Source organism: Sphingomonas sp. (genome assembly GCF_050725575.1).
Classification (GTDB): Bacteria; Pseudomonadota; Alphaproteobacteria; order Sphingomonadales; family Sphingomonadaceae; genus Sphingomonas.
Genome location: NZ_JBOHHW010000014.1, coordinates 1 through 19,672, shown reverse-complemented (window position 1 = coordinate 19,672; position 19,672 = coordinate 1). Strand labels below are relative to the sequence as shown.

The window sequence follows — 19,672 nt, the reverse complement described above, 5'->3', positions numbered from 1 at the left end:
AGTGCGCCGGCATCGTCACAATGGCGACCATTCGATCGCATCTTCGCCTTCATCGTCCTCGCCAACCTTGCCCGGGCCCGGTCCGATCACTTCCAGCAGCCGGTCGAGCACCCAGTCCAGGCCGGTTCCGGCAGCGCCCGAGATCGGGATCACCTCCGCGCCGCTTGCTTCTTCGAGTTCCGCCGACAGCGCGGCGATCAGCTCGTCGTCGAGCGTATCGATCTTGTTGAGCGCGACCACCACCGGCTTGTCGATCAGCCCGCCGCCATAGGCTTCGAGCTCGTCGCGGACGATGCGATAGCTTTCCGCCACGTCCTTGTCGTTCGCATCGACCAGATGCAGCAGCACCTGGCAGCGTTCGATATGCCCCAGAAAACGGTCGCCGATCCCGGCGCCATCCGCTGCGCCCTCGATCAGGCCGGGGATGTCGGCGACGACGAACTCGCTTTGCTTGTGACGCACCACGCCCAGCTGCGGGCGCGTGGTGGTGAAGGCATAGGCGGCGACCTTGGCCTGGGCATTGGTGACGGCGTTGATGAAGGTCGATTTGCCGGCATTCGGCATGCCGACCAGGCCGGCATCGGCGAGCAGTTTCAGCCGCAGCCAGACCCACATTTCATCGCCCGGCCAGCCGGTGCCGTGCTGGCGCGGGGTGCGGTTGGTCGATGTCTTGTAGCTGGCATTGCCGCGCCCGCCGTCACCGCCGCGCAGGAACACGACGCGTTCGCCGGGCGCAGTGAAATCGGCCAGCACCTGTTCCTTGTCCTCGGACAGGACCTGAGTACCGACCGGCACGCGGATGATGATATCGTCGCCGCCGGCGCCGGTCATGTTCTGGCCCGATCCGCCCGCCCCGCGCGGGGCGCGGAAATGCTGGGTGTAGCGGAAATCGATCAGCGTGTTCAGGCCAGCGACCGCTTCGAACACGATGTCGCCGCCCTTGCCGCCGTTACCGCCATTGGGGCCGCCATATTCGATGAACTTTTCGCGTCGGAACGCAACGGCGCCGGCGCCGCCCGCGCCCGATCGGACGAAGATCTTTGCTTGGTCGAGAAAATGCATGCCGCCCCTTAGCTTGAAAGGCGCGCATTCGCCAGCGTGGCGAGATCAGACGGCGGGAATGCCGGTGTGTGAGGCGATCAACGCCTTCACCGCCAACTCGCGCGCCGCCGTCCGGGGCAGCCCCAGCGCCTTCGCCATCGGTCCGCCGAGCAGCGCGTCGCCAAGTGCGGTGAGCACCAGCTGCAGCGTCTCTTCATGGATCGACGGGCCGGGATGGACATGATCCTCGGCCAGATCATCGACCAGCCGGTGGATCGCCTCGAGAATCGGGTCGAGCGCATCTTCGTTGCCGGTCAGGATCATCCAGCTCGCCATCGCGCCGGCGCCGCGCGCAAAGGCATCGAAGGTCATGTCGACGACTTCGCGCGGATTCTGGTCGCTGGCGCGGGCGCGCTTTGCGGCCTCCCCGATCTGGGCGGTGATCGTGCCCGCGAGATGCGCGATCAATGCCTTTTGCAGGTCGGCGGCCGATCCGAAATGATGCAGCAGATTGGCGTGCGTCCGGCCGATCCGTGCCGCTACCGCCTTGAGCGTGACCGCCTGCGGGCCGGCCTCGACGAGCAGCGCACGCGCCGCTTCGATCGCGGCATCACGAGATTCTTCCGGGCTGAGGCGTCTGCGAGTTATTGACACGAGTGTAGATATGCCTTATTGACAATGATGTAAGTTGAACCGTCGACATTCCTGTTTGGAGGTTTTCGTGGCGAAAGCAACAACTCCCGCCGATCTGACGATCACGCCGCGCGATCTGCGCTTCGGTCGCGGCCGGACGATCAAGCGTTGGTGGCTCAACAACGACCCGTTCGCGACGGCCTTTTACAATGCCTTGTCAGTGACCTTTCCCAAAGGGGAGGGGTTCTTCGTCGATAGCGTGCGCAATTTTCGCGACGGCGCGTCACCGCGTCTTGCCGCAGAGATTCAGGCCTTTATCAAACAGGAAGTGATCCATACCCGCGAGCATGTCGCGTTCAATCGGCACGTGACCGATCAGGGATATGACGTGTCGAAGCTCGAACGGCATATCGACGAGGCGCTGGCGCTGACCAAGAAACGTCCGCCGATCGCCAGCCTCGCCGCGACGATGGCGCTGGAACATTTTACCGCGATGCTGGCGCACGAACTGATCGCCGACCCGCGCCATCTGGCCGGCGGCGACGAGCAGGCCGCCGCCCTGTGGCGCTGGCATGCGGCGGAGGAGATCGAGCATAAGGGCGTCGCCTATGACACCTGGCTCCACGCCACCAGGGACTGGTCGCGCCTCGGGCGCTGGATCACCAAGACGCTGGTCATGCTCGGCGCCACCATCAAATTCTTCGAAGGTCGCTATCGTGGGATGATCGAGCTGCTGCGCCAGGACGGCATTACCGGCTGGCGCGCGCATCGCGGCACCATCTGGTATGCGCTGGGTCGCCCCGGCATGGCGCGCAAGATCCTCGGCGCCTGGCTGTCCTTTTTCGTGCCCGGCTTCCATCCATGGAATCACGACGACCGCAAGCTGATCGCGCTCGCCGAAAGCGATTATGCCGCCGCCATCTTGCCGCGCGAGGCCGTGACGGCCTGATCGATGATCAGGCCGCCAGGCACATGTCCGCACCTCGGTCGTCTTCGTCCAGGTCGCGCTCCAGCCTGACGCTCGCCACTTCGCGGCCGCGCGCGAGGCAGAACAGCAGCTCCCGGCCGGTCTCGCGGAAGCCGAGCTTGCGCAGCACCCGGCCCGATGCCGGGTTGTCGACGAAATGGCCAGAACTCAGCCGCTTCAGCCCCAGCGCATGCCGCGCCATGTGCAGCACGGCACGGCCGGCCTCGGTCGCGTAGCCGCGGCCCCAGGCGTCCGGGGTCAGCCAGTAACCAAGGTTGGACAGCCCGCTCTCTTCCTCGCGCAGGCCGATGGCGCCGACGATGCGGTGGTCATGCTCATGACTGACGATCACGAAATCCGTGGCGGTCGCGGTGCGCGGCCGTGCCAGCCAGTCGGCGGCATCGTCCTGGCGATAGGGCCACGGCACGCGGGCGAGCTTCATCGCCACGCTTTCATGGGCAATGGCCTGAGCCAGTTCGGGGGCTTCTTCCGGCCAGCCGGGCCGCAGCGTCAATCTCTTGGTCCGAGCGAACATCGATACTCTCCTCGTCTCGCCGCCGCTGCCACGTCTGCATGACGTGCCAGCGACAATGGTTGGGGAGGGAGCATGAAAAAAGGGAGGCGGGGCGACCCGTCTCCCTTTTCAAGGTTTCCTGTCGGAAACCCGGGTCGCCCTGCTGGGCAACCCGATCGGTTGCCCGTTTATTCGGCCGCGGCCGCCATAATCTCTACCGAGCAGAATTTACGTCCGAGCTTGCCTTCCTTGAAGGTCACTCGGCCGCCGGTCAGCGCGAACAGGGTATGGTCCTTGCCCATGCCGACATTGGTGCCCGGGTAAAACTTGGTGCCGCGCTGACGCACGAGAATATTGCCCGGGACGACTGCTTCGCCACCGAACTTCTTCACGCCAAGACGACGGCCGGCCGAATCACGACCGTTGCGCGATGAACCGCCTGCTTTCTTATGTGCCATCTCGAATTACTCCTTACGCCTGAGCTGCCGGCGCTTCCGCACCAGCCGTCTCGGGGGCCGCATCGGCCTTCTTTGCCTTCGCCTTCTTCTCGGCTGCGCCGATGGCGGTGATCTTCAGGATCGTGTGCTGCTGGCGATGGCCGTTCTTGCGGCGATAATTGTGCCGGCGCTTCTTCTTGAAGACGATGACCTTGTCGGCCTTCGCCTGCGCGATGATCTCGGCGGAGACGGTCAGCCCCTCGACCGACTTCAGCTCGCTGCCTTCGCCGGCGAGCAGAATGTCGCTGAACGAAATCGACGAACCTGCTTCACCGTCGAGCTTCTCGACGACGATTTTGTCTCCGGCGGCGACGCGATACTGCTTGCCGCCCGTGCGCACGACTGCGAACATGGCCTACATCACTTTCAAAACGATAATGACCCACGTCGAGCAAGCCCGACGCGGGAAAGAGTGGCCAGCTAGGCGAGGAGGGCGCTCCTGTCAACCGTGAAGCGCCCATTTTCGGCTGTGGCCGCACGGCAACACTCGTCCAGTTCATTGTCTTTGGATCAGTTTTCGCATTGTGACATGAAAATGACCGCATAAACTCCCGATCCGGACCTTATGTCCGGTTTTATCGGGGGAAATCAGATGCGTCGTTCGATGATAGCCTTGCTGTCGATGTCGGCTTCCACGTTGGCGCTGGCCTTTCCCGTCCATGCGCAGACTGCGCCTGCCGCGGTCGATGACGCCGCCCAGGTGGTGCCGGATAATAATGAAGATCCGATCGTCGTCATTGGGACTCGGGCTCGCGACCGCACCGTCGCGCAGAGCGCGGTGCCGATCGACGTGATCGCCGGTGATGCGCTTGTCCAGTCGGGCTATACCGAGACCAACAAGCTGCTCAATCAGCTCGTCCCGTCGTTCAACTTCCCTCAGCCTTCGATTACCGACGGCACGGATGTCGTGCGCCCGGCCACTCTGCGTGGCTTGTCGCCCGATCAGACACTGGTCCTCGTCAACGGCAAGCGCCGCCACACCACCGCGCTCCTGAATCTCAACGGATCCGTTGGCCGCGGTTCGGCTGCGGTCGATCTCAATACGATTCCCGCACTCGCGATCGATCGGATTGACGTGCTGCGCGACGGCGCCGCTTCGCAATATGGCTCGGACGCCATCGCCGGCGTGATCAATATTCAGCTGAAGAAGCGTCCTGGCGGGCGCGCGCAAATGACCTACGGAAAATATGTCACGTCTTTGAGTGGCGTGTCGGATGTCACAGGCGTCCAGACTGGCCCCGGCGGCCGACCGGTGATCCGGGCCAGCGATGGCACATTGGTGCTCAACGAAACCGGCAAGGATTTGAAAGTCCGCGATGGCGAAACCATCACCTTCGCTGCCAATATCGGCTTGCCGGTCGGCGAATCGGGTTATCTGAATTTCACTGGCGAATATCGCGATAGTGACGGGACGAATCGCTCAGGCTTCGATCCGCGACGTAATTTCCCGATCGTTGGTTTCGTCGATCCGCAAGATCGTACATTTGATCCCGATCCGCGAGAGCTGACCTTTAATCGGCGCAACCATCGCTATGGCGATGCGGCGACCAAGGACATGAACTTCTTCGTCAATGGCGGCGTCGATCTGACCCCGGATGCGGAACTCTATATCTTCGGCAACTACGGCATTCGTGATGGCGAGAGTGGTGCGTTCTATCGCCGCGCGGCGGGCGCCGATCAGTTTTTTCCGGCGACGATTTCCGACGTCCGCAACTGTAACTGGGCGAGCGGCGCTTGCGTGCCGTTCGATGCGGACGGTTTCCTCCCTTTGATCACCAGCGAGGTCGAAGATTATTCCGCGGCGGTCGGCGTGCGCGGCGACACTGGCGGATTCCACTATGACCTTTCCTATGTCTATGGTCATAACGCGTTCGATTTCACGATCCAGGACACGTACAACACGTCGTTCGGGCCGGCCAGCTTGCGGTCGATTTATGCGGGCGGCACCCGCTTCGGGCAGCAGACGGTCAATCTGGATCTGCAGCGAGACATCGATATCGGCATCAAATCGCTGAGCCTCGCCTTTGGCGGCGAATATCGAAACGAGAATTATCGGGTGATTCCCGGCTCGCTACAGAGCTATGCGGCCGGGCCATTCTCGGCGCCGCCGTTCCTGGCCCCCGCAGGCGCGCAGGGCTTTCCCGGCTTCAAGCCGGCCAATGCGGCCGATGTGTCGCGCCACAGCGTGGCGGGGTACCTCGAGCTGGATGCCGATTTGAGCGATGCGTTCAGCGTCCAGGCGGCCGGCCGCTACGAACATTTCTCCGACTTTGGCGATACGGCGAACGGCAAGCTCGCGGCACGCTTTGCGCCAGTCGACTGGGCCGCGATTCGCGGGTCGATCTCGACCGGCTTTCGCGCCCCATCGCTGCAACAGCAATTCTTCTCGTCGTTCGCGACCAACAACGTCAACGGCACGCTGGTCGAAATCGGCACCTTTGCCGTCGCCGATCCCGTTGCCCGCGCGCTGGGCGCTCAACCATTGAAAGCGGAAAAATCGCTTAATATCGGCGGCGGCGTGACATTCACGCCCGGTCACGGTTTCACGCTCACCGCTGATTACTACAACATCAAGATCGACGACCGCATCCTGCTTACCGAAAACCTCCAGGGCGCGGCGGTCGTCAGTGTCCTGACCGCCGCGGGCATTACCAGCATCACGTCGGCGCGTTTCTTCATCAACGGCATCGACACCCGGACTCAGGGCGTTGAGGCGGTGGCGACCTATCGCGCACCCGATTTTGGCGCGGGCAAATTTACGCTGACCGCGGGTTACAACTACAACACGACGAAGATAACCAGCCGTTCAATCCTGTCTCCCATCCCGGGCCTCACGCTGTTCGGCCGCCAGGAGACGCTGCGCCTCGAACAGGGGCAGCCCCGGACCAAGATCAATCTGGGGCTGGACTGGTCGATGGGTATTGTCGGCGCGACGGTGCGCACCAACCGCTATGGCGAGACGCTCTCGCCCGGCGCCGTTGTGGCGAACGACGTCATTCTCCAACCCAAGTGGATCACCGATGCCGAAATCCGTCTTACGCCGGGTCAGTTCGAAGTCGCGATCGGCGCCAACAATCTGTTCGATATCTATCCCACCCGGAACCCGACCAACGGAACCGCAGCGCAGATTAACAACTATTTCATTCCCTATTCGAGCTTCTCGCCCTTCGGCTTCAACGGGCGGTATCTCTATGCGCGGGTCGGCGTGAAGTTCTGATCACATATGTAAATCAAAGAAAAAGGGGAGCCGAGGCTCCCCTTTTTTATGCCTGGGCAGGATGCAAACCGGCGAAACTCAGTGCCGGTGCTCGCGCCGCAAGGTGTAGCGCCCGTCGGCATAGTCGGTGAACAGCCCGGCGATCGCCGGATGGTCGATCGGCTCGTCGCTTTCGTCGGGAATCAGGTTCTGCTGGCTGACATAGGCGACATAGCTCGACTCCATATTCTCGGCGAGCAGGTGATAGAAGGGCTGGTCCTTGCGCGGACGGATGTCTTCGGGGATCGCCTCATACCATTCCTCGCTATTGGCGAAGATCGGGTCGACGTCGAAGATGACGCCGCGGAAATCGAACACGCGGTGGCGCACGACATCGCCGATCGCGAAGCGGGCATGCGCGACGGGCGGCATGGCGACATTGCTGTCGGCCGGCGTCATGGGGATATGGGAACGGGGCATGGTTACAATCTAGTCACTGTTTTGCGCTGCACAAGCAGATACGGCTCCAAATGGGACCGCAGGCGCTTGTGCCCGCCGAATGATTGCGTTAGAGGCGCGCGCTCATTCGGCCGGCATCCTCGTTTTCACGGGCGGGGATGTGGATGAAATACCCTCCCGGAGAGGTGCCAGAGTGGTCGATTGGGACGGTCTCGAAAACCGTTGTGCCCTCACGGGTACCGTGGGTTCGAATCCCACCCTCTCCGCCACGGGCCCCTCCACAGGGGGCCTTGCCCGTCCACCGGGATCGACTTTTTTCTCCTGAAAACCAAGACTTAGCCGATCAGTCCGGCCGCAGCCGTTCGTGCCCGTCCAAGCCCGTTTCGCGAAATCCGGGCATCTGAACGTGGTACGCGCGGTCGAAAAACGTGGTATATTTCAGGAGACGACCGTGCTCACCGATACCAAGGCCCGCAACGCCAAGCCCAGGACCAAACCCTACAAGGTCACCGACAGCAACCGCCTGTACCTGCTCGTCATGCCGGCGGGCGGGAAACTCTGGCGCTGGAATTACGTCTATGACGGCAAACAGCGCAGCATGGCGTTCGGCGCCTGGCCGCTCGTCTCCCTCGGCGACGCCCGGACCAAGCGGGACGAGGCCTGGACCATGCTGTGCGAGGGGCGCGACCCTGGCCTCGCCAAGAAACTGAAGATCGAGGCTAATATCGAAGCCGCCCGCCAGACTTTCGAGGTCGTGGCGCGCAAATGGCACGAGAACGCTCGTGCGCAATGGGCAAAGCGGCACGCGAACGACGTCATGCGCAGCCTCGAACGCGACGCGTTTCCGGCGATCGGTGGCCTTCCCATCGCCGATCTCACGCCCCCGCTCATCCTCGCCGCCTTGCGCGAAATCGAAGCGCGAGGGTCGATCGAGACCGCGAAGCGTGTCCTGCAACGCATTACCGCGGTGTTCGGCTTCGCCATTGCCGAAGGCATCGTGACGACCGACCCTTCGGAACGGCTCGATGCCGCGCTCAAGCCGCTGCGCCGCGGCCGCCAGCCGGCGATCCTCGAGCTTCGGCCGCTCCGGAACATGATCAGGGCGGCCGAGGAAGAGAATGCGCGCGCCATCACGCGGCTGGGGCTGCGTTTTCTTGCCTTGACCGCTGTGCGCCCGAGCGAACTGCGCGGCGCCCGGTGGGACGAGTTCGAGGATTTGAACGGTGCCGAGCCGCTTTGGCGAATCCCGGCCGCGCGGATGAAAGGCGATCTCGACCGCAAGGAAGAGATTGGCGGCGATCATCTGGTTCCCCTGACCCCGCAGGCCGTCGCGGTGCTCAAGGCGGTGTGGCCGCTGACCGGGGAGGGGCCCTTGGTGTTCCCGAGCGCGCGCCACCCCCACCAGCCGATGAGCGAGAATGCGCTCGGCTATCTGCTCAACCGCGCCGGCTATCACGGTCATCATGTACCCCACGGGTTCCGTGCCGCCTTCTCGACGATCATGAACGAATGGGTGGAGCGAAACGGCAAGGACGGCGACCGCGCGATCATCGACCTGATGCTCGCCCATGTCCCCAAGGGGAAGGTCGAGGGTGCCTATAACCGCGCGGCTTATATGCCGCGCCGGCGCGAGCTGGCGCAGGTCTGGGCCGACCTGCTGTGCGATGGACTGCCGGCGCCGTTTGTTCTGGTCGAGCGGCCGGCGCAGCCTTTGGGGGCGCATTCGAGACGGTTCAATCCGCTCGCGGTCGATGCCGAGTTCCGGTTCCCGATGCGGCGCCGGACCGCATAGGTACCTTTTCGGACCTTATTGCCCGGTACAGCGAGGTTCAGCAATAAGCCGAGGGCCGTGTGGTGAGCGACGGCCCGTCGGCCCGATTTTGGGCCGCAATAATTCTTATTGATCGAGATTATGTCGGCCCGGTTCTAGCGGAACGATTCCCGATGCTTCCGGTTCGGGTAGAACAATCATCGGGAGAGGTTTTGTGGAAGCAGCGGAAAAACAGGACGCGATCGCCCTTCTCAAGGCTGATCATCGCAAGGTCGAAGAGCTGTTCGCGCAGTTCGAGAGCGCGTCGGGAAAAAGTCGTAAAGAAAAGATCGCTTCGGAAATCTGTCTGGAACTGACAGTCCATGCCCAGATCGAGGAGGAGATTTTCTATCCAGCCTGCGAGGGCAGAGTTGAGGAAGACCTGATCAAGGAAGCGTATGTCGAGCATGATGGCGCCAAGGTGTTGATCGCCGAGATCGAAGCTGGCGGGCCTGGCGATGAATATTATGATGCGAAAGTGAAAGTGTTGTCCGAGCAAATCGAACATCATGTCGAGGAGGAAGAAAAGCGGATGGAGGGCATGTTCAGCCAGGCGCGCCATGCCGGTGTCGATATGGATGCGCTCGGCGAGCAGCTTCGCGCACGAAAGGATGAACTGATCGCTCGCTATAAGGCGGATGGTTTGCCGAGACCCAAGACCGCGACCTTCGTTGAAGCGACGGTCTAGCGAAGCGGGCCGAGAATGGTCGAGGTGATGAAGGAGCGCGCCGGAGTCGCCGGTTGCCATTTATCGGCGCTGTGGGTTCTAGCCCGAACCGCTCTCGGCCCGCTGGCTATGCCGGGATGACTGCAAGCAAGAGCTGTGGAATTCCTGTCGGTGCGCTCGATCTCCAGGCTGAGATCGGGCGCAGGGACATGGTTTCGCTGGCTGAGGTCGATCTTGCGACAGCCACGTTGCACGCGATGCTGGGACGGGATTCGCTGTGGCTGTTCGTACGTCGGCCAGGCATCGGTGGCTATGCGCTGCGCACGGCATTTTGTGCCAGCGGGCTGCAGATCAAGGAGCAGCATCTCGGGCGGGACTTGCTGACCTTCAGCTGCGCGAGTGCGATCGGAATGCAGGAGGTGCGGATCGAGGTCATCGACCGGCATGCTCCTTTGTTGCGTGCCTCCACGTCTCTGGTTCCTCGCGCGGACATTCTGATGCGCTTCTGGCCGCGCGACCTCTTCCCGTTGGGCATGGATGATGATCCTTGTTCGGCCCGCGGCCGTGTCGAAGCGGCGCAACGCGGGCTGAACGCGCCGATTGTCCTGGTTGCGCGAGACGAACCTGGAATGGGCGGGTTGCTCTATTTCCAGAATCTTACCGCGTTGAACGGCTACTATGAGGCGACCGGCACACGTCCCGATAGCGTGGTCGGCGGACGCTGGCCGCAATTGGGGTATCAGCCTCCGACCGGACCGATGTTCGAACAGGCCGATGACAACCCATTGCCTGCCGGCACGCACACGATGATCTCCGATGCGCTGCTTGCCTTTGGTGGCCTGCTTGGCGACGATCCTCGCCAGTCGGCAATATCATTTCTTGATATGCTGGCCGGAATCTATCCCCATATCACACGTCCGACGACGACCTATCGCGATTGGCCCGCTCTCGCAGCCCAGACCGCCCACGGCTTGCGCCGATCGCGCAACACGCATGTCGAGCATTATGGGCATCTCTATCTTAGACCTTATGTCGGTGCCGAAGTGCCTGACTCGATGGTGCAGCTTGCCGTTGCGCGCCCGGTGGCACGCCTGGCCCAGGACGAACCGCGCTACCGGCCGCTTGCGAAAACGCTTCTTTCTGGTGTCGATCGCTTCTTCGACCCGCAGCTCGGCGCAATCAGGCGCTTTTTGCCCAATGTCGTTGCCCAGTCGCGCGACGCCAATAATGAAAAGGATCCTGACGAAGTCGACAGCTGGTATCTGTACCATCCCCTCATCGATCTGGCACAATTGGCGCGCGCCGGTGATGCCGAAGCGGAACGCCTGCTGTTCGCGGGGATCGATTTCGCGATCACGGTTGCGCGCCGGTTTCGCTATCGCTGGCCCGTGACGTTCAATGTGCGCACGCTGAAGGTCAACGTCAGACACCGTAAGGAGGGCGATCCCGGACAATCCGATGTCGGCGGAATTTACGCGCATCTGATGCTCGACGCATGGGAACTCACCGGCCGCAAACGCTTCCTGAGAGAGGCGGAAAAGGCGATTGACGCGACGCGGGAGTTGCGTTTCGATCTGACCTACCAGACTAATCTTACAGCGTTCGGTGCCAATGCCTGTCTGCGCCTATGGCATGCGACGGGAAGGCGCTTTTTCCTCGAGCAGAGTTTTGTGTTCCTGGCGAGCTTCCTGCACAATACCTTATTCTGGGAGTCCCAGCTCGGCGCGGCGCGGCACTATACCACGTTCATGGGGGCCACCTGTCTCCATGACGGGCCCTATATGGCAATCTTCGAATGCTTCGAGAGCTGGGAGGCGTTCCATCACTATCTCACCGCCGGTCAAAACGACCTGCCGCATTCGGTTCAACTGCTCGCAGCAGAATATTGGCGCTACGGCCTTGATCGCGCCTGGGGTTTCTATCCAGCGCATCTGCCGCCGGAAATCCTGTCGGAAGAGACTCGCAACGGAAAGATTGATCGTCGGCTGGCCGTGCCACTGGAGGATCTTTACGGCGCCGGGGATCCGGCTGGCCAGGTGGGTCAGGAAATATACGGTTCCGGTGCCGCTTTCGCGTTTGCCAGCGGCGCATGGCGCAAGCTCAAAGCCAGTCCTTTCATCCTGTTTTGCGATTACCCCATCGCGGCAATCGACGAGAAGGATGGAGAAGCGCATTTTCGAACAAGCGGCGTTGCAGGCATGAATTGTCGGCTCCGCATCATCGCAAAAAACAGGCACCGTCCAAAGAAGCCACTGCTGTCGATCTCCGGCTCAGCCGAGATTGCGTTCGTATCTTTATCGAAAGGTAACTGGGAGGCTTCGATCCCTGCCAATATACCGTTGACGCTTAAAGCGTCGGATTAAGGCACCAGATCTTTGAAATCGCAATTAATCGAAAATAGATGGGACAGGATCGGCTTCCACTGAAACTTCCCCTGAAACGGAACCGTAGCTTTGTCGAATCGTTGCTAAAGCGGCGAAAATCCTGCCTTTTGGAAGGCAACGATAGGGAGAAAAAGATGCTATGGACTCTTGCGGTCATTCTTCTGATTCTTTGGGCGCTTGGATTTGGTTTTCATGTCGCTGGCGGTTTGATCCATCTTCTTCTGGTCATTGCAGTGGTCGTAGTTCTTTTCAACCTGATCAGCGGGCGCCGAACGGTTTAGGGCTTGGCTCGAAGAGCGTTTCGAAAGCTAGGAGCCACCGCCAAGCACGTTGATCGAGAATGCGATAACGCCAAGATTGAACACGAAGGCTGCAAGGCAATGGAAGAGTGCCGTGCGGCGGATGTGCGCGGATGTGATGTCCGTATCTGAGGTCTGGAAGGTCATGCCCAGACACGTGGAAAAATACAGGAAATCCCAATAATCGGGTTCATTGGTTTGCGGCATTTCGATGCCGCCGCTGTCCTGTCCATGCTGACCCGCACGATAATAAAGATGGGCATAATGCAGAGCATAGGTCAGGTTGCTGAACAGCCAGGACAGGCACAGTGTGCTCAGAACGAGAGCGACCTCCAGAGGATTGCGTTCACCTTGTTGCACCAGGACGCTGGTAATGGTGACCAGAATGACGCCGCTCACCATCGCGGTCATCCCCAGCAGGAGCACGCGGTTGGCGTCGTTTTGCTTTGCCATTCGCCGCATTTCATCGGCTTCATGCGAGAACACCGGGACACATAATCCGATAAAAACAAGAGCGCCGATGTCAAAGCCGAGCATAATGGCATCGCGCCATCCCAGCGGAGAGCAGAAGGAGCCCGCCACGATCGCCACTGCGAGAAATGTCAGGAATCGCCACGGAGCGATTCTGCTGACGATACCGCCCTCCGACATGTCCATCTCAACTATTCCACATGTGCGGCGAGGCAACCCTCAGACAACCCCGGTTCCCCCATTGGCACCGAACACACTGCCGGTGGTGAAGCTATTGCCCGGTTCGGCAAGCGTCACATAGAGGCCGGCCAGTTCGGCGGGCTGTCCTGCCCGGCCGATTGGGGTGTCCTGACCGAATTGACCGATCTTGCCTTCGAGCTGGCCGCCCGAAATCTGCAACGGCGTCCAGACCGGCCCTGGCGCGACTGCATTGACCCGGATGCCCTTGGTCGCGAGTTGCTTGGCGAGGCCCTTGGTAAAAATCTCTATTGCGCCTTTGGTTGTGGCATAATCGAGCAGCTCCTCGACCGGGTTGAAGCTGTTGACGCTTGCGGTGTTGATGATTGCCGAGCCCGCCGGCATGGACTCGGCTGCGCGCTTCGACATCCAGAACATCGCATAGACATTGGTTTTCATCGTACGGTCGAATTGCTCGTGGCTGATGTCCTCGATCGATTTTTGCGCTTGTTGATAACCGGCGTTGATCACCAACAGGTCGAGGCCGCCCAGCTGCGCCCGGGCATCGTCAACGACCTTCAGACAAAATGCCTCATCGGTAAGATCGCCGGGGAATTGCAACAGTTCGAGTCCCTCGCGGTCCAGCACTTCTTTCAAATCGTCGGCGTCAGCTTGCTCACGGGGATGGTAGTTGATCGCAACTCTCGCGCCCTCACGCGCGAAGGCGATCGCGGCCGCGCGACCGATGCCGGAATCGCCGCCGGTCACCAACGCACGCCGTCCGCCAAGCCGGCCGGTTCCGACATAGCTGTCTTCGCCACAGTCAGGTACCGGCTTCATTTCTCGCTGCAGTCCAGGCCATTCCTGTGGCTGTTCGACGAAGCCGTCACTGTGATATTTGTCCTGCGGATCGACCAGCGTGGCAGACATCTTCTTTCTCCCGCGATTGAGGATTGCGGGCGACGGCGACACCGCCGCCCGTCCACCGAGTCAGGCGGGCACGTTTTCTGCCCGTGCGTTCAAAGTGGTTTCTGCCAGGCTGGTGAGCTTCTCGTCAGTCGCCTTTTCCTCGTCGAGCGTTTCCTTGAGGATCGCTGCGCAATCGTTGCGACCAAGTTGTTTCGCCCAAGCGATCAGGGTACCGTAGCGCGTGATCTCATAGTGCTCGACGGCCTGTGCCGATGCGATCAACGCAGCATCCAGTACTGCCTTGTCGGCGATGTCGCCGGCGACTTCATTGGCCTCCTTGATGATTCCATCGATTGCCGGGCAAGCCACCGCTTTTGGCCTCTCGTCATGCATTTCGAAAACTCGCTCAAGCCGCATGATCTGGCCTTCGGTTTCTTCGAGATGCGTCTGAAAACCCGCCTTGAGCGTCGGGTCGGTCGCTTTTTCGATCATCTTGGGCAGTGCCTTGGTGATCTGCTTTTCGGCATAATAGACGTCCTGAAGCTGATGGACGAACAAGTCGTTCAGGGTTTCGATATCTTTGCTGAACAAGCCCATGTCGGGTCTCCCAAATGAGATGAAGGCGCAGTGGCGGACCGTTCGAGGATCGATCGATCGGCTGCGCTACCAACGACTTGGTTCCTGCCCGGTTGCCGGCTGCTGTCGGAAATCATGCTAACCTGGATCAAATCCGAGAGCTGAAATGGTTATCATGTTGAACCGCCGAACTGCTCATTCGTTCGTGCCGACACCCGCAGGAGATGAGGTCATGCCGAGAGGTGACAAGAGCAGCTATACCGACAAGCAGAAGCGCAAGGCGGAGCATATCGAGGAAGGATATGAAGACCGCGGCGTTTCTAAGCCTGAGGCCGAACGGCGCGCTTGGGCAACGGTCAACAAGGAGTCCGGTGGCGGCAAGAAATCGGGATCGGGGCGCGGCAAGGCAGAAAGCCACGCCTCCTCGCGAAAGGGCGGGCGCATGAGTGGCACCGGTAGATCGAGTAGCGATCGATCCGCCGCCGCCAGGAAGGGATGGGAAACACGGCGACGCAACGGTAATGCCTGAATGACCGAGACGCTGTCGCCCGCCATTCCCGAGGATATCGATGCGCTTGCCGCCGAGGTGCTGAGAATGGCGTGTCGTCGGCACCTTGCGCTGGTAACGGCGGAAAGTTGTACCGGAGGGCTGCTCGCGTCGTTGCTCACCGATGTCGAGGGGGCAAGTCATGCCTTCGAATGTGGTTTCGTAACTTATAGCGCCAGGTCAAAAAGCGAGATGCTGGGCGTGGCGGTAGCGAAGATACGCCGTTCCGGTGCCGTCAGCCGTCCGGTTGCCGAAGCCATGGCTAAAGGTGCGCTTGCAAAGTCTGAAGGCGATATCGCGCTGGCGATTACTGGCTTCGCTGGCGAGGCGGGGCCGAAAGACGAACCCGGTCTGGTCCACTTCGTTTGCGCCGTGCGGGGTGCTGGAACATATCATTGTGAAAAGCGCTTCGGTGATATCGGCAGAGGGCCGGTGCGCATCGCTACGCTGCGCGTCGCATTGCAAATGCTGCATCAGGCGATCGTTTCCGCCTGCATGCCGTAAGCGTGTTCGCGTTTTGATCGATGAACATGGTCGATAAACTATTTGGCGAGTTGCTGGAGGCTGGCAAGGTGCCGAGTTCTGGACGAAACATGTCTTATGAGACCGACCAAATCTATTGGGAGCGACGCGCGCGCCAGGAACGCGAACTCGCTGAGAAAGCCTTGGGCCCCTCCTCCTATCGAATCCATACCGATCTTGCACGACGCTATGAGCAGAAGCTCTTGTCGCTGCTGAGGTCTGCTTCCGATCGAAGGCAGTAGATGGGTCTGTCAGAGGCAATACACCAGCTGTAAGAGAGGGTTAGGTGCCGGCATCCGCGCCGACTCAAACCAGCCAGTCCGTTCCACTATTTCAGCGCATCGCTTGAGGTGATCCGTCTGGTGATGACGATGCACATTCGCTTTCCTGGGTCTGAGACCGCCCGATCCAAGTAATGACCATCACCCCGTGGCGACGGTGTGAGCTGTTCCTGAACGGGCGCGCGGTCGGGGAAACGGGATAGCCGATCGTTGTGAGATGGGGTGTTCGAAATCTACTGTAAGGCCGGCAAGCGGGGAATCGTGGCCTGTCGATCCGGCCGTGAGCCAATGCGCTTCATGCATAGGAAAGCGCGGGGGCCGAGGCCGGACTCGATCGCAATACCGGCTATTGGCAACTTGCCGACCAGCCACGATGAGTTCGATCGGGACGCACTGCGGGAGAAGGTCCGCAATGCCGCGCGTACCTTGTCGAGGCACGCCGCAACCATCGTGCTGGGCGATTTTATCAATCCTGCGGCCACCTTGCGAACTCGGCCCAAATAATCGAGCCTGCTTAATCTGGAGCAAGGAATTACCCGGTGCGCGAAATTACCGTCAATCGATTGGTCCGGTATGAGTGGAGATGGACGATGCCAGTGTTTCATTTCAACCTCGCCAATGAGGAATATTCGCCTGACGAGGAGGGTACAGAGCTTGACAGCATAGAAGCGGCGCGCGTTCAGGCGGTCGTCTTCGCCGGAAGCTATTTGAGCCATAATCCGGGTCTCGTCTGGGATGGTCAGCGCTTCGAAGTGCAAGTCACCGACGAAAATGAGCGGATGCTCTTTACCATAACCGTCGAAACACGTGAAAATAACTTGAGTTAGCTTTATTAGGCGGAACATAAGATTGAAGGTTTCGTTAATTGAAATCGGTGGTGTCGATCAGGCATTCCACCGACTGAGAGAGGATCTGTGCTCCCGCCTTGATGGATGAGAGAGCATGCGTCGGTATTTTTATCACCTTCTCGAGGGAAGTGGGCTTGTGCTCGATCCTGACGGCGCTGTGTGTGCAGACGATGCGTCTGCGCGGCATAACGCCGTTCGCAGCATCAGAGAATTAATCGCCGAGGAGATTAAGGAGAGCGGCACTGTCGATCTGACGCGCGCGCTGCAAATTTGTCGGCCAGCCAAAACGCAGATCTTTATCGTGCAATTTGATGAAGCGATCCTGATCAGAGGCAGAGCCTCTTCATAACGAACATATGTTATGAAGCGAGGCGGCATCGCAAATCAGGGACCGATGAAGCCCGGCAGGTTAGGGTACAAGGATTGACATCGGAACAGCGCACTCCCGCCGCCAGAGTGAGCCCGCTTCTTCCGCCATCCGGAGGAAGTCCATGGCCGATGCGGCGGAACGAGAGTGGCTGGAGCGCCAGATCGCCCGTCGCGCGCCCTTGTCGAACGATGGGCAAATGGCGCTTCGCGCCTTGTCGCTGGTGACGCGAACCTACGAGCCTTCCCAATATCTGCTGCGCGAAGGCGATCGCCCCAAACACTGTTCCTTCCTGCGCTCGGGCTTTGTCTATCGTCACAAGATTGTTGGCAATGGCGGGCGTCAGATCGTCGCCATTCACCTGGAAGGCGATTTTGTCGATGTGCAGAATATCCTTCTGACCGAGAGCGATCACAATATTCAGGCCCTGACCATGACAAAGGTCCTGTGCATTTCGCGCGAAGATCTGGTGGCCGTTTCTCTGGCACATCCGTCTCTTGCGCGGGCACTCTGGCGCGAATCTCTGCTTGAAGCATCCATCATGCGCGAATGGGTGGCGAATGTGGGACGGCGCGATGCACGGTCACGTACGGCGCATATGCTGTGCGAGCTGGCGATACGCCAGGAAGCGGCGGGCATCGGACCGCGAGAGGCATTTGACTTGCCGATGACGCAAGAACAACTGGGCGATGCCCTTGGATTGACCGCCGTCCATATCAACCGCACGCTCAAATCACTGGAAGCTGCCGCGCTTATTGCGCGCAGCAAGCGCTCCGTCACGGTGACGGACTGGCACGGGTTGCAGCGTGTCGCGGATTTCACGTCGGGATATTTGCACCTGCCCGACGTCGATCACTAAGCGCTTAACCTGGACCTTCCTCATCACGAGCGCGGGTTTCCTGACGTGCGCGTTTGCCGTCGCGCGCCACTGATCGGGGATAATCGCGTTAAACCAGGTTAATGCTCGATCTGTTTCAAGTGTTATTAACGCAACCGTGCAGAGACGAAGGGCGTTTCCATTCCCAGTAATGGAGGCGGCAATGGCAGTGTTCTTTCTGCACATCGATAATGGGGCGGGTTTTGACGCCGACGAGGACGGGCGGGATTTCGTCGACGCCGACAGCGCGATCTTCGAAGCGGCGCGTGCGGTAGGCGATATCTTCTCCGAAGACGTGCAAAAAGGGGGGATGACGTGTCAATCAAGATTCATATTCAGGATAGTGAAGGCCAGTTGGTCGCACGCGTCGAAATGAATGCACGCGTAACACGGTGATCATCATGCCTTTCGAACGTCCACGGCCTGTTGTTGCCTGCCATGAACACTGACGGTTTGGCGCGCTGGATTCGCCGCCTCGAGCTTCGATCTCGGCTCGACGATACCGACCGTGCGGCGATCCTGTCGCTGCCGCACGATATCCAGGACATTCGCGCAAACCGAGATTTCGTGCGGCTCGGCGACCATACACACCATGCGTGCCTTGTGGTTGATGGCCTGGTCGGTCGGTTCGGCCAGTCCGCCACAGGCCTGCGCCAGATCTCGGCGATTCATGTTCCGGGAGACATGGTCGATCTCCACTCGGTCGTCGCGTCGACGGCAAGCTCGGCGCTGTCGGCGCTCAGCCCGGCGACAATCCTGCGTGTTCCCCATGCCGCGATCCGGGAACGCGCCGATATATATCCCCGTCTCGCGCGCGCATTCTGGCGCGATTGCGTGATAGACGCAGCAGTGCTGGCCGAGACGATTCTGACAATCGGACGTCGATCAGGCATCGCGCGCGTTGCCCATCTTCTATGCGAACTCGCCATCCGGTTTGCATTGATCGGATGGGGCGAAGGGTTGATCTTCGAGCTTAACCTGACTCAACCGCACTGAACTGCTGCTGGTCTCATGGACACGAGGTTAGGCTACATTAGCCTGCTTCTCGAAGTCGATGGGGCTGAGATACCCCAAGGTCGAGTGCCTGCGCGTTGGGTTGTAGAAGCGCTCGATATAATCGAACACCTCTGCCCTTGCCTGGTTAGGCGTACGATAGGTTTTCCGAGCGATCCGTTCGGTCTTCAGCGAGGAGAAGAAGCTTTCCATCGCGGCGTTATCCCAGACGTTGCCGGATCGGCTCATTGAGCGTGTGACCCCGTTATCGGCCATCAGCCGCTGGAACTGCTCGCTGGTATACTGGCTGCCCTGATCCGAGTGATGCAGCAGGGCATCCGGCTTTCCTCGTCGCCAGATCGCCATCATCAGCGCATCGGTCACAAGCTGGGCGGTCATCGTGTCGCTCATCGACCAGCCGACCACGCGCCTGGAGAACAGGTCGATGACGGCCGCGACATAAAGCCAGCCTTCCGCCGTCCAGATGTAGGTGAAGTCCGCCACCCACTTCCGGGACTGTCCGATATTTTGTGCGCGAGGCCGTTCTCGTCATCAGATGACGAACCGCTCGCCGAAGATCACGGCGAACTGGGTCTTTGCCTCGGCCCACTCACGCGGTGGCCGTTTCCACTCCTGA

The 19,672-nt window shown here is 60.4% G+C and carries 22 protein-coding genes, 1 tRNA gene and 1 pseudogene; 14 read left to right on the top strand and 10 right to left on the bottom strand.

Annotated elements, in window-relative coordinates; all coding sequences use genetic code 11:
• Positions 1 to 15: 15 nt before the first annotated feature.
• Positions 16 to 1,062: a GTPase ObgE gene (gene obgE / locus ACRECS_RS11705; protein ID WP_431583142.1), complete on the bottom strand. Its 1,047-nt coding sequence runs from the start codon at positions 1,060 to 1,062 to the stop codon at positions 16 to 18.
• 45 nt (positions 1,063 to 1,107) lie between these two features.
• Positions 1,108 to 1,695, bottom strand: a complete 588-nt coding sequence (locus ACRECS_RS11700; RefSeq protein ID WP_431583141.1) for a TetR/AcrR family transcriptional regulator — start codon at positions 1,693 to 1,695, stop codon at positions 1,108 to 1,110.
• 67 nt (positions 1,696 to 1,762) lie between these two features.
• On the opposite strand from ACRECS_RS11700, the gene ACRECS_RS11695 reads away from it, so the two are divergent.
• Positions 1,763 to 2,623, top strand: a complete 861-nt coding sequence (locus ACRECS_RS11695) for a metal-dependent hydrolase (RefSeq protein ID WP_431583140.1) — start codon at positions 1,763 to 1,765, stop codon at positions 2,621 to 2,623.
• Between the two features lie 7 nt (positions 2,624 to 2,630).
• On the opposite strand, the gene ACRECS_RS11690 is transcribed toward ACRECS_RS11695, so the two are convergent.
• The 3 genes from ACRECS_RS11690 to rplU all read right to left on the bottom strand — a co-directional run bounded on the left by ACRECS_RS11690 (position 2,631) and on the right by rplU (position 4,004).
• Positions 2,631 to 3,176: a GNAT family N-acetyltransferase gene (locus ACRECS_RS11690; protein ID WP_431583139.1), complete on the bottom strand. Its 546-nt coding sequence runs from the start codon at positions 3,174 to 3,176 to the stop codon at positions 2,631 to 2,633.
• 167 nt (positions 3,177 to 3,343) lie between these two features.
• A complete protein-coding gene (gene rpmA, locus ACRECS_RS11685; RefSeq protein WP_034156671.1) occupies positions 3,344 to 3,613 on the bottom strand; it encodes a 50S ribosomal protein L27 in 270 nt (89 codons plus the stop codon).
• 13 nt (positions 3,614 to 3,626) lie between these two features.
• A complete protein-coding gene (rplU, locus tag ACRECS_RS11680; RefSeq protein WP_431583138.1) occupies positions 3,627 to 4,004 on the bottom strand; it encodes a 50S ribosomal protein L21 in 378 nt (125 codons plus the stop codon).
• Between the two features lie 240 nt (positions 4,005 to 4,244).
• On the opposite strand from rplU, the gene ACRECS_RS11675 reads away from it, so the two are divergent.
• Positions 4,245 to 6,869 (top strand): TonB-dependent receptor plug domain-containing protein, encoded by a 2,625-nt coding sequence (locus tag ACRECS_RS11675; RefSeq protein ID WP_431583137.1) that lies wholly within the window; start codon positions 4,245 to 4,247, stop codon positions 6,867 to 6,869.
• A gap of 78 nt (positions 6,870 to 6,947) precedes the next feature.
• Here the strand turns inward: ACRECS_RS11675 and hspQ are convergent, their stop codons facing one another.
• Positions 6,948 to 7,328 (bottom strand): heat shock protein HspQ, encoded by a 381-nt coding sequence (hspQ, locus tag ACRECS_RS11670; protein ID WP_431583136.1) that lies wholly within the window; start codon positions 7,326 to 7,328, stop codon positions 6,948 to 6,950.
• Positions 7,329 to 7,486: 158 nt separating this feature from the next.
• Here hspQ and ACRECS_RS11665 point away from each other — a divergent pair.
• The 5 genes from ACRECS_RS11665 (at position 7,487) to ACRECS_RS11645 (ending at position 12,449) form a co-directional block, all read left to right on the top strand.
• Positions 7,487 to 7,576 (top strand) — tRNA-Ser (locus ACRECS_RS11665).
• A 182-nt stretch (positions 7,577 to 7,758) separates the two neighbouring features.
• Complete coding sequence (locus tag ACRECS_RS11660; protein ID WP_431583135.1) at positions 7,759 to 9,099, top strand: tyrosine-type recombinase/integrase; 1,341 nt, start codon at positions 7,759 to 7,761, stop codon at positions 9,097 to 9,099.
• 193 nt (positions 9,100 to 9,292) lie between these two features.
• The gene (locus tag ACRECS_RS11655; RefSeq protein ID WP_431583134.1) at positions 9,293 to 9,805 is read left to right on the top strand and encodes a hemerythrin domain-containing protein; all 513 of its coding nucleotides are present in this window, start codon (positions 9,293 to 9,295) and stop codon (positions 9,803 to 9,805) included.
• Between the two features lie 116 nt (positions 9,806 to 9,921).
• A complete protein-coding gene (locus tag ACRECS_RS11650; RefSeq protein WP_431583133.1) occupies positions 9,922 to 12,147 on the top strand; it encodes a hypothetical protein in 2,226 nt (741 codons plus the stop codon).
• 155 nt (positions 12,148 to 12,302) lie between these two features.
• On the top strand, positions 12,303 to 12,449 hold the full coding sequence (locus tag ACRECS_RS11645; RefSeq protein ID WP_431583132.1) for a lmo0937 family membrane protein: 147 nt from the start codon (positions 12,303 to 12,305) through the stop codon (positions 12,447 to 12,449).
• Between the two features lie 27 nt (positions 12,450 to 12,476).
• Here ACRECS_RS11645 and ACRECS_RS11640 read toward each other — a convergent pair whose 3' ends face one another.
• The 3 genes from ACRECS_RS11640 to ACRECS_RS11630 are packed head-to-tail and all read right to left on the bottom strand — an operon-like array spanning position 12,477 to position 14,621.
• On the bottom strand, positions 12,477 to 13,118 hold the full coding sequence (locus tag ACRECS_RS11640) for a DUF1345 domain-containing protein (RefSeq protein WP_431583233.1): 642 nt from the start codon (positions 13,116 to 13,118) through the stop codon (positions 12,477 to 12,479).
• A 39-nt stretch (positions 13,119 to 13,157) separates the two neighbouring features.
• Positions 13,158 to 14,045, bottom strand: coding sequence for an SDR family oxidoreductase (locus ACRECS_RS11635; protein ID WP_431583131.1), 888 nt, complete (start codon positions 14,043 to 14,045; stop codon positions 13,158 to 13,160).
• Between the two features lie 60 nt (positions 14,046 to 14,105).
• The gene (locus ACRECS_RS11630; RefSeq protein WP_431583130.1) at positions 14,106 to 14,621 is read right to left on the bottom strand and encodes a ferritin-like domain-containing protein; all 516 of its coding nucleotides are present in this window, start codon (positions 14,619 to 14,621) and stop codon (positions 14,106 to 14,108) included.
• A 211-nt stretch (positions 14,622 to 14,832) separates the two neighbouring features.
• Here ACRECS_RS11630 and ACRECS_RS11625 point away from each other — a divergent pair, with 211 nt between their 5' ends.
• The 7 genes from ACRECS_RS11625 to ACRECS_RS11595 all read left to right on the top strand — a co-directional run bounded on the left by ACRECS_RS11625 (position 14,833) and on the right by ACRECS_RS11595 (position 19,038).
• Positions 14,833 to 15,129, top strand: coding sequence for a plasmid stabilization protein (locus ACRECS_RS11625; RefSeq protein WP_431583129.1), 297 nt, complete (start codon positions 14,833 to 14,835; stop codon positions 15,127 to 15,129).
• Positions 15,130 to 15,651: a CinA family protein gene (locus ACRECS_RS11620; RefSeq protein WP_431583128.1), complete on the top strand. Its 522-nt coding sequence runs from the start codon at positions 15,130 to 15,132 to the stop codon at positions 15,649 to 15,651.
• An 838-nt stretch (positions 15,652 to 16,489) separates the two neighbouring features.
• Entirely contained in the window at positions 16,490 to 16,777 is a 288-nt protein-coding gene (locus ACRECS_RS11615) for a DUF6894 family protein (RefSeq protein WP_431583127.1), read from the top strand.
• A 115-nt stretch (positions 16,778 to 16,892) separates the two neighbouring features.
• A complete protein-coding gene (locus tag ACRECS_RS11610; protein WP_431583126.1) occupies positions 16,893 to 17,147 on the top strand; it encodes a DUF6894 family protein in 255 nt (84 codons plus the stop codon).
• A 142-nt stretch (positions 17,148 to 17,289) separates the two neighbouring features.
• Entirely contained in the window at positions 17,290 to 18,024 is a 735-nt protein-coding gene (locus ACRECS_RS11605; protein WP_431583125.1) for a Crp/Fnr family transcriptional regulator, read from the top strand.
• 181 nt (positions 18,025 to 18,205) lie between these two features.
• Positions 18,206 to 18,418: a DUF6894 family protein gene (locus ACRECS_RS11600; RefSeq protein ID WP_431583124.1), complete on the top strand. Its 213-nt coding sequence runs from the start codon at positions 18,206 to 18,208 to the stop codon at positions 18,416 to 18,418.
• Between the two features lie 191 nt (positions 18,419 to 18,609).
• The gene (locus tag ACRECS_RS11595) at positions 18,610 to 19,038 is read left to right on the top strand and encodes a hypothetical protein (RefSeq protein ID WP_431583123.1); all 429 of its coding nucleotides are present in this window, start codon (positions 18,610 to 18,612) and stop codon (positions 19,036 to 19,038) included.
• A 27-nt stretch (positions 19,039 to 19,065) separates the two neighbouring features.
• On the opposite strand, the pseudogene ACRECS_RS11590 reads toward ACRECS_RS11595, so the two are convergent.
• Positions 19,066 to 19,551: pseudogene (locus tag ACRECS_RS11590) on the bottom strand (IS3 family transposase); the annotation flags it as partial.
• Between the last annotated feature and the right edge of the window lie 121 nt (positions 19,552 to 19,672).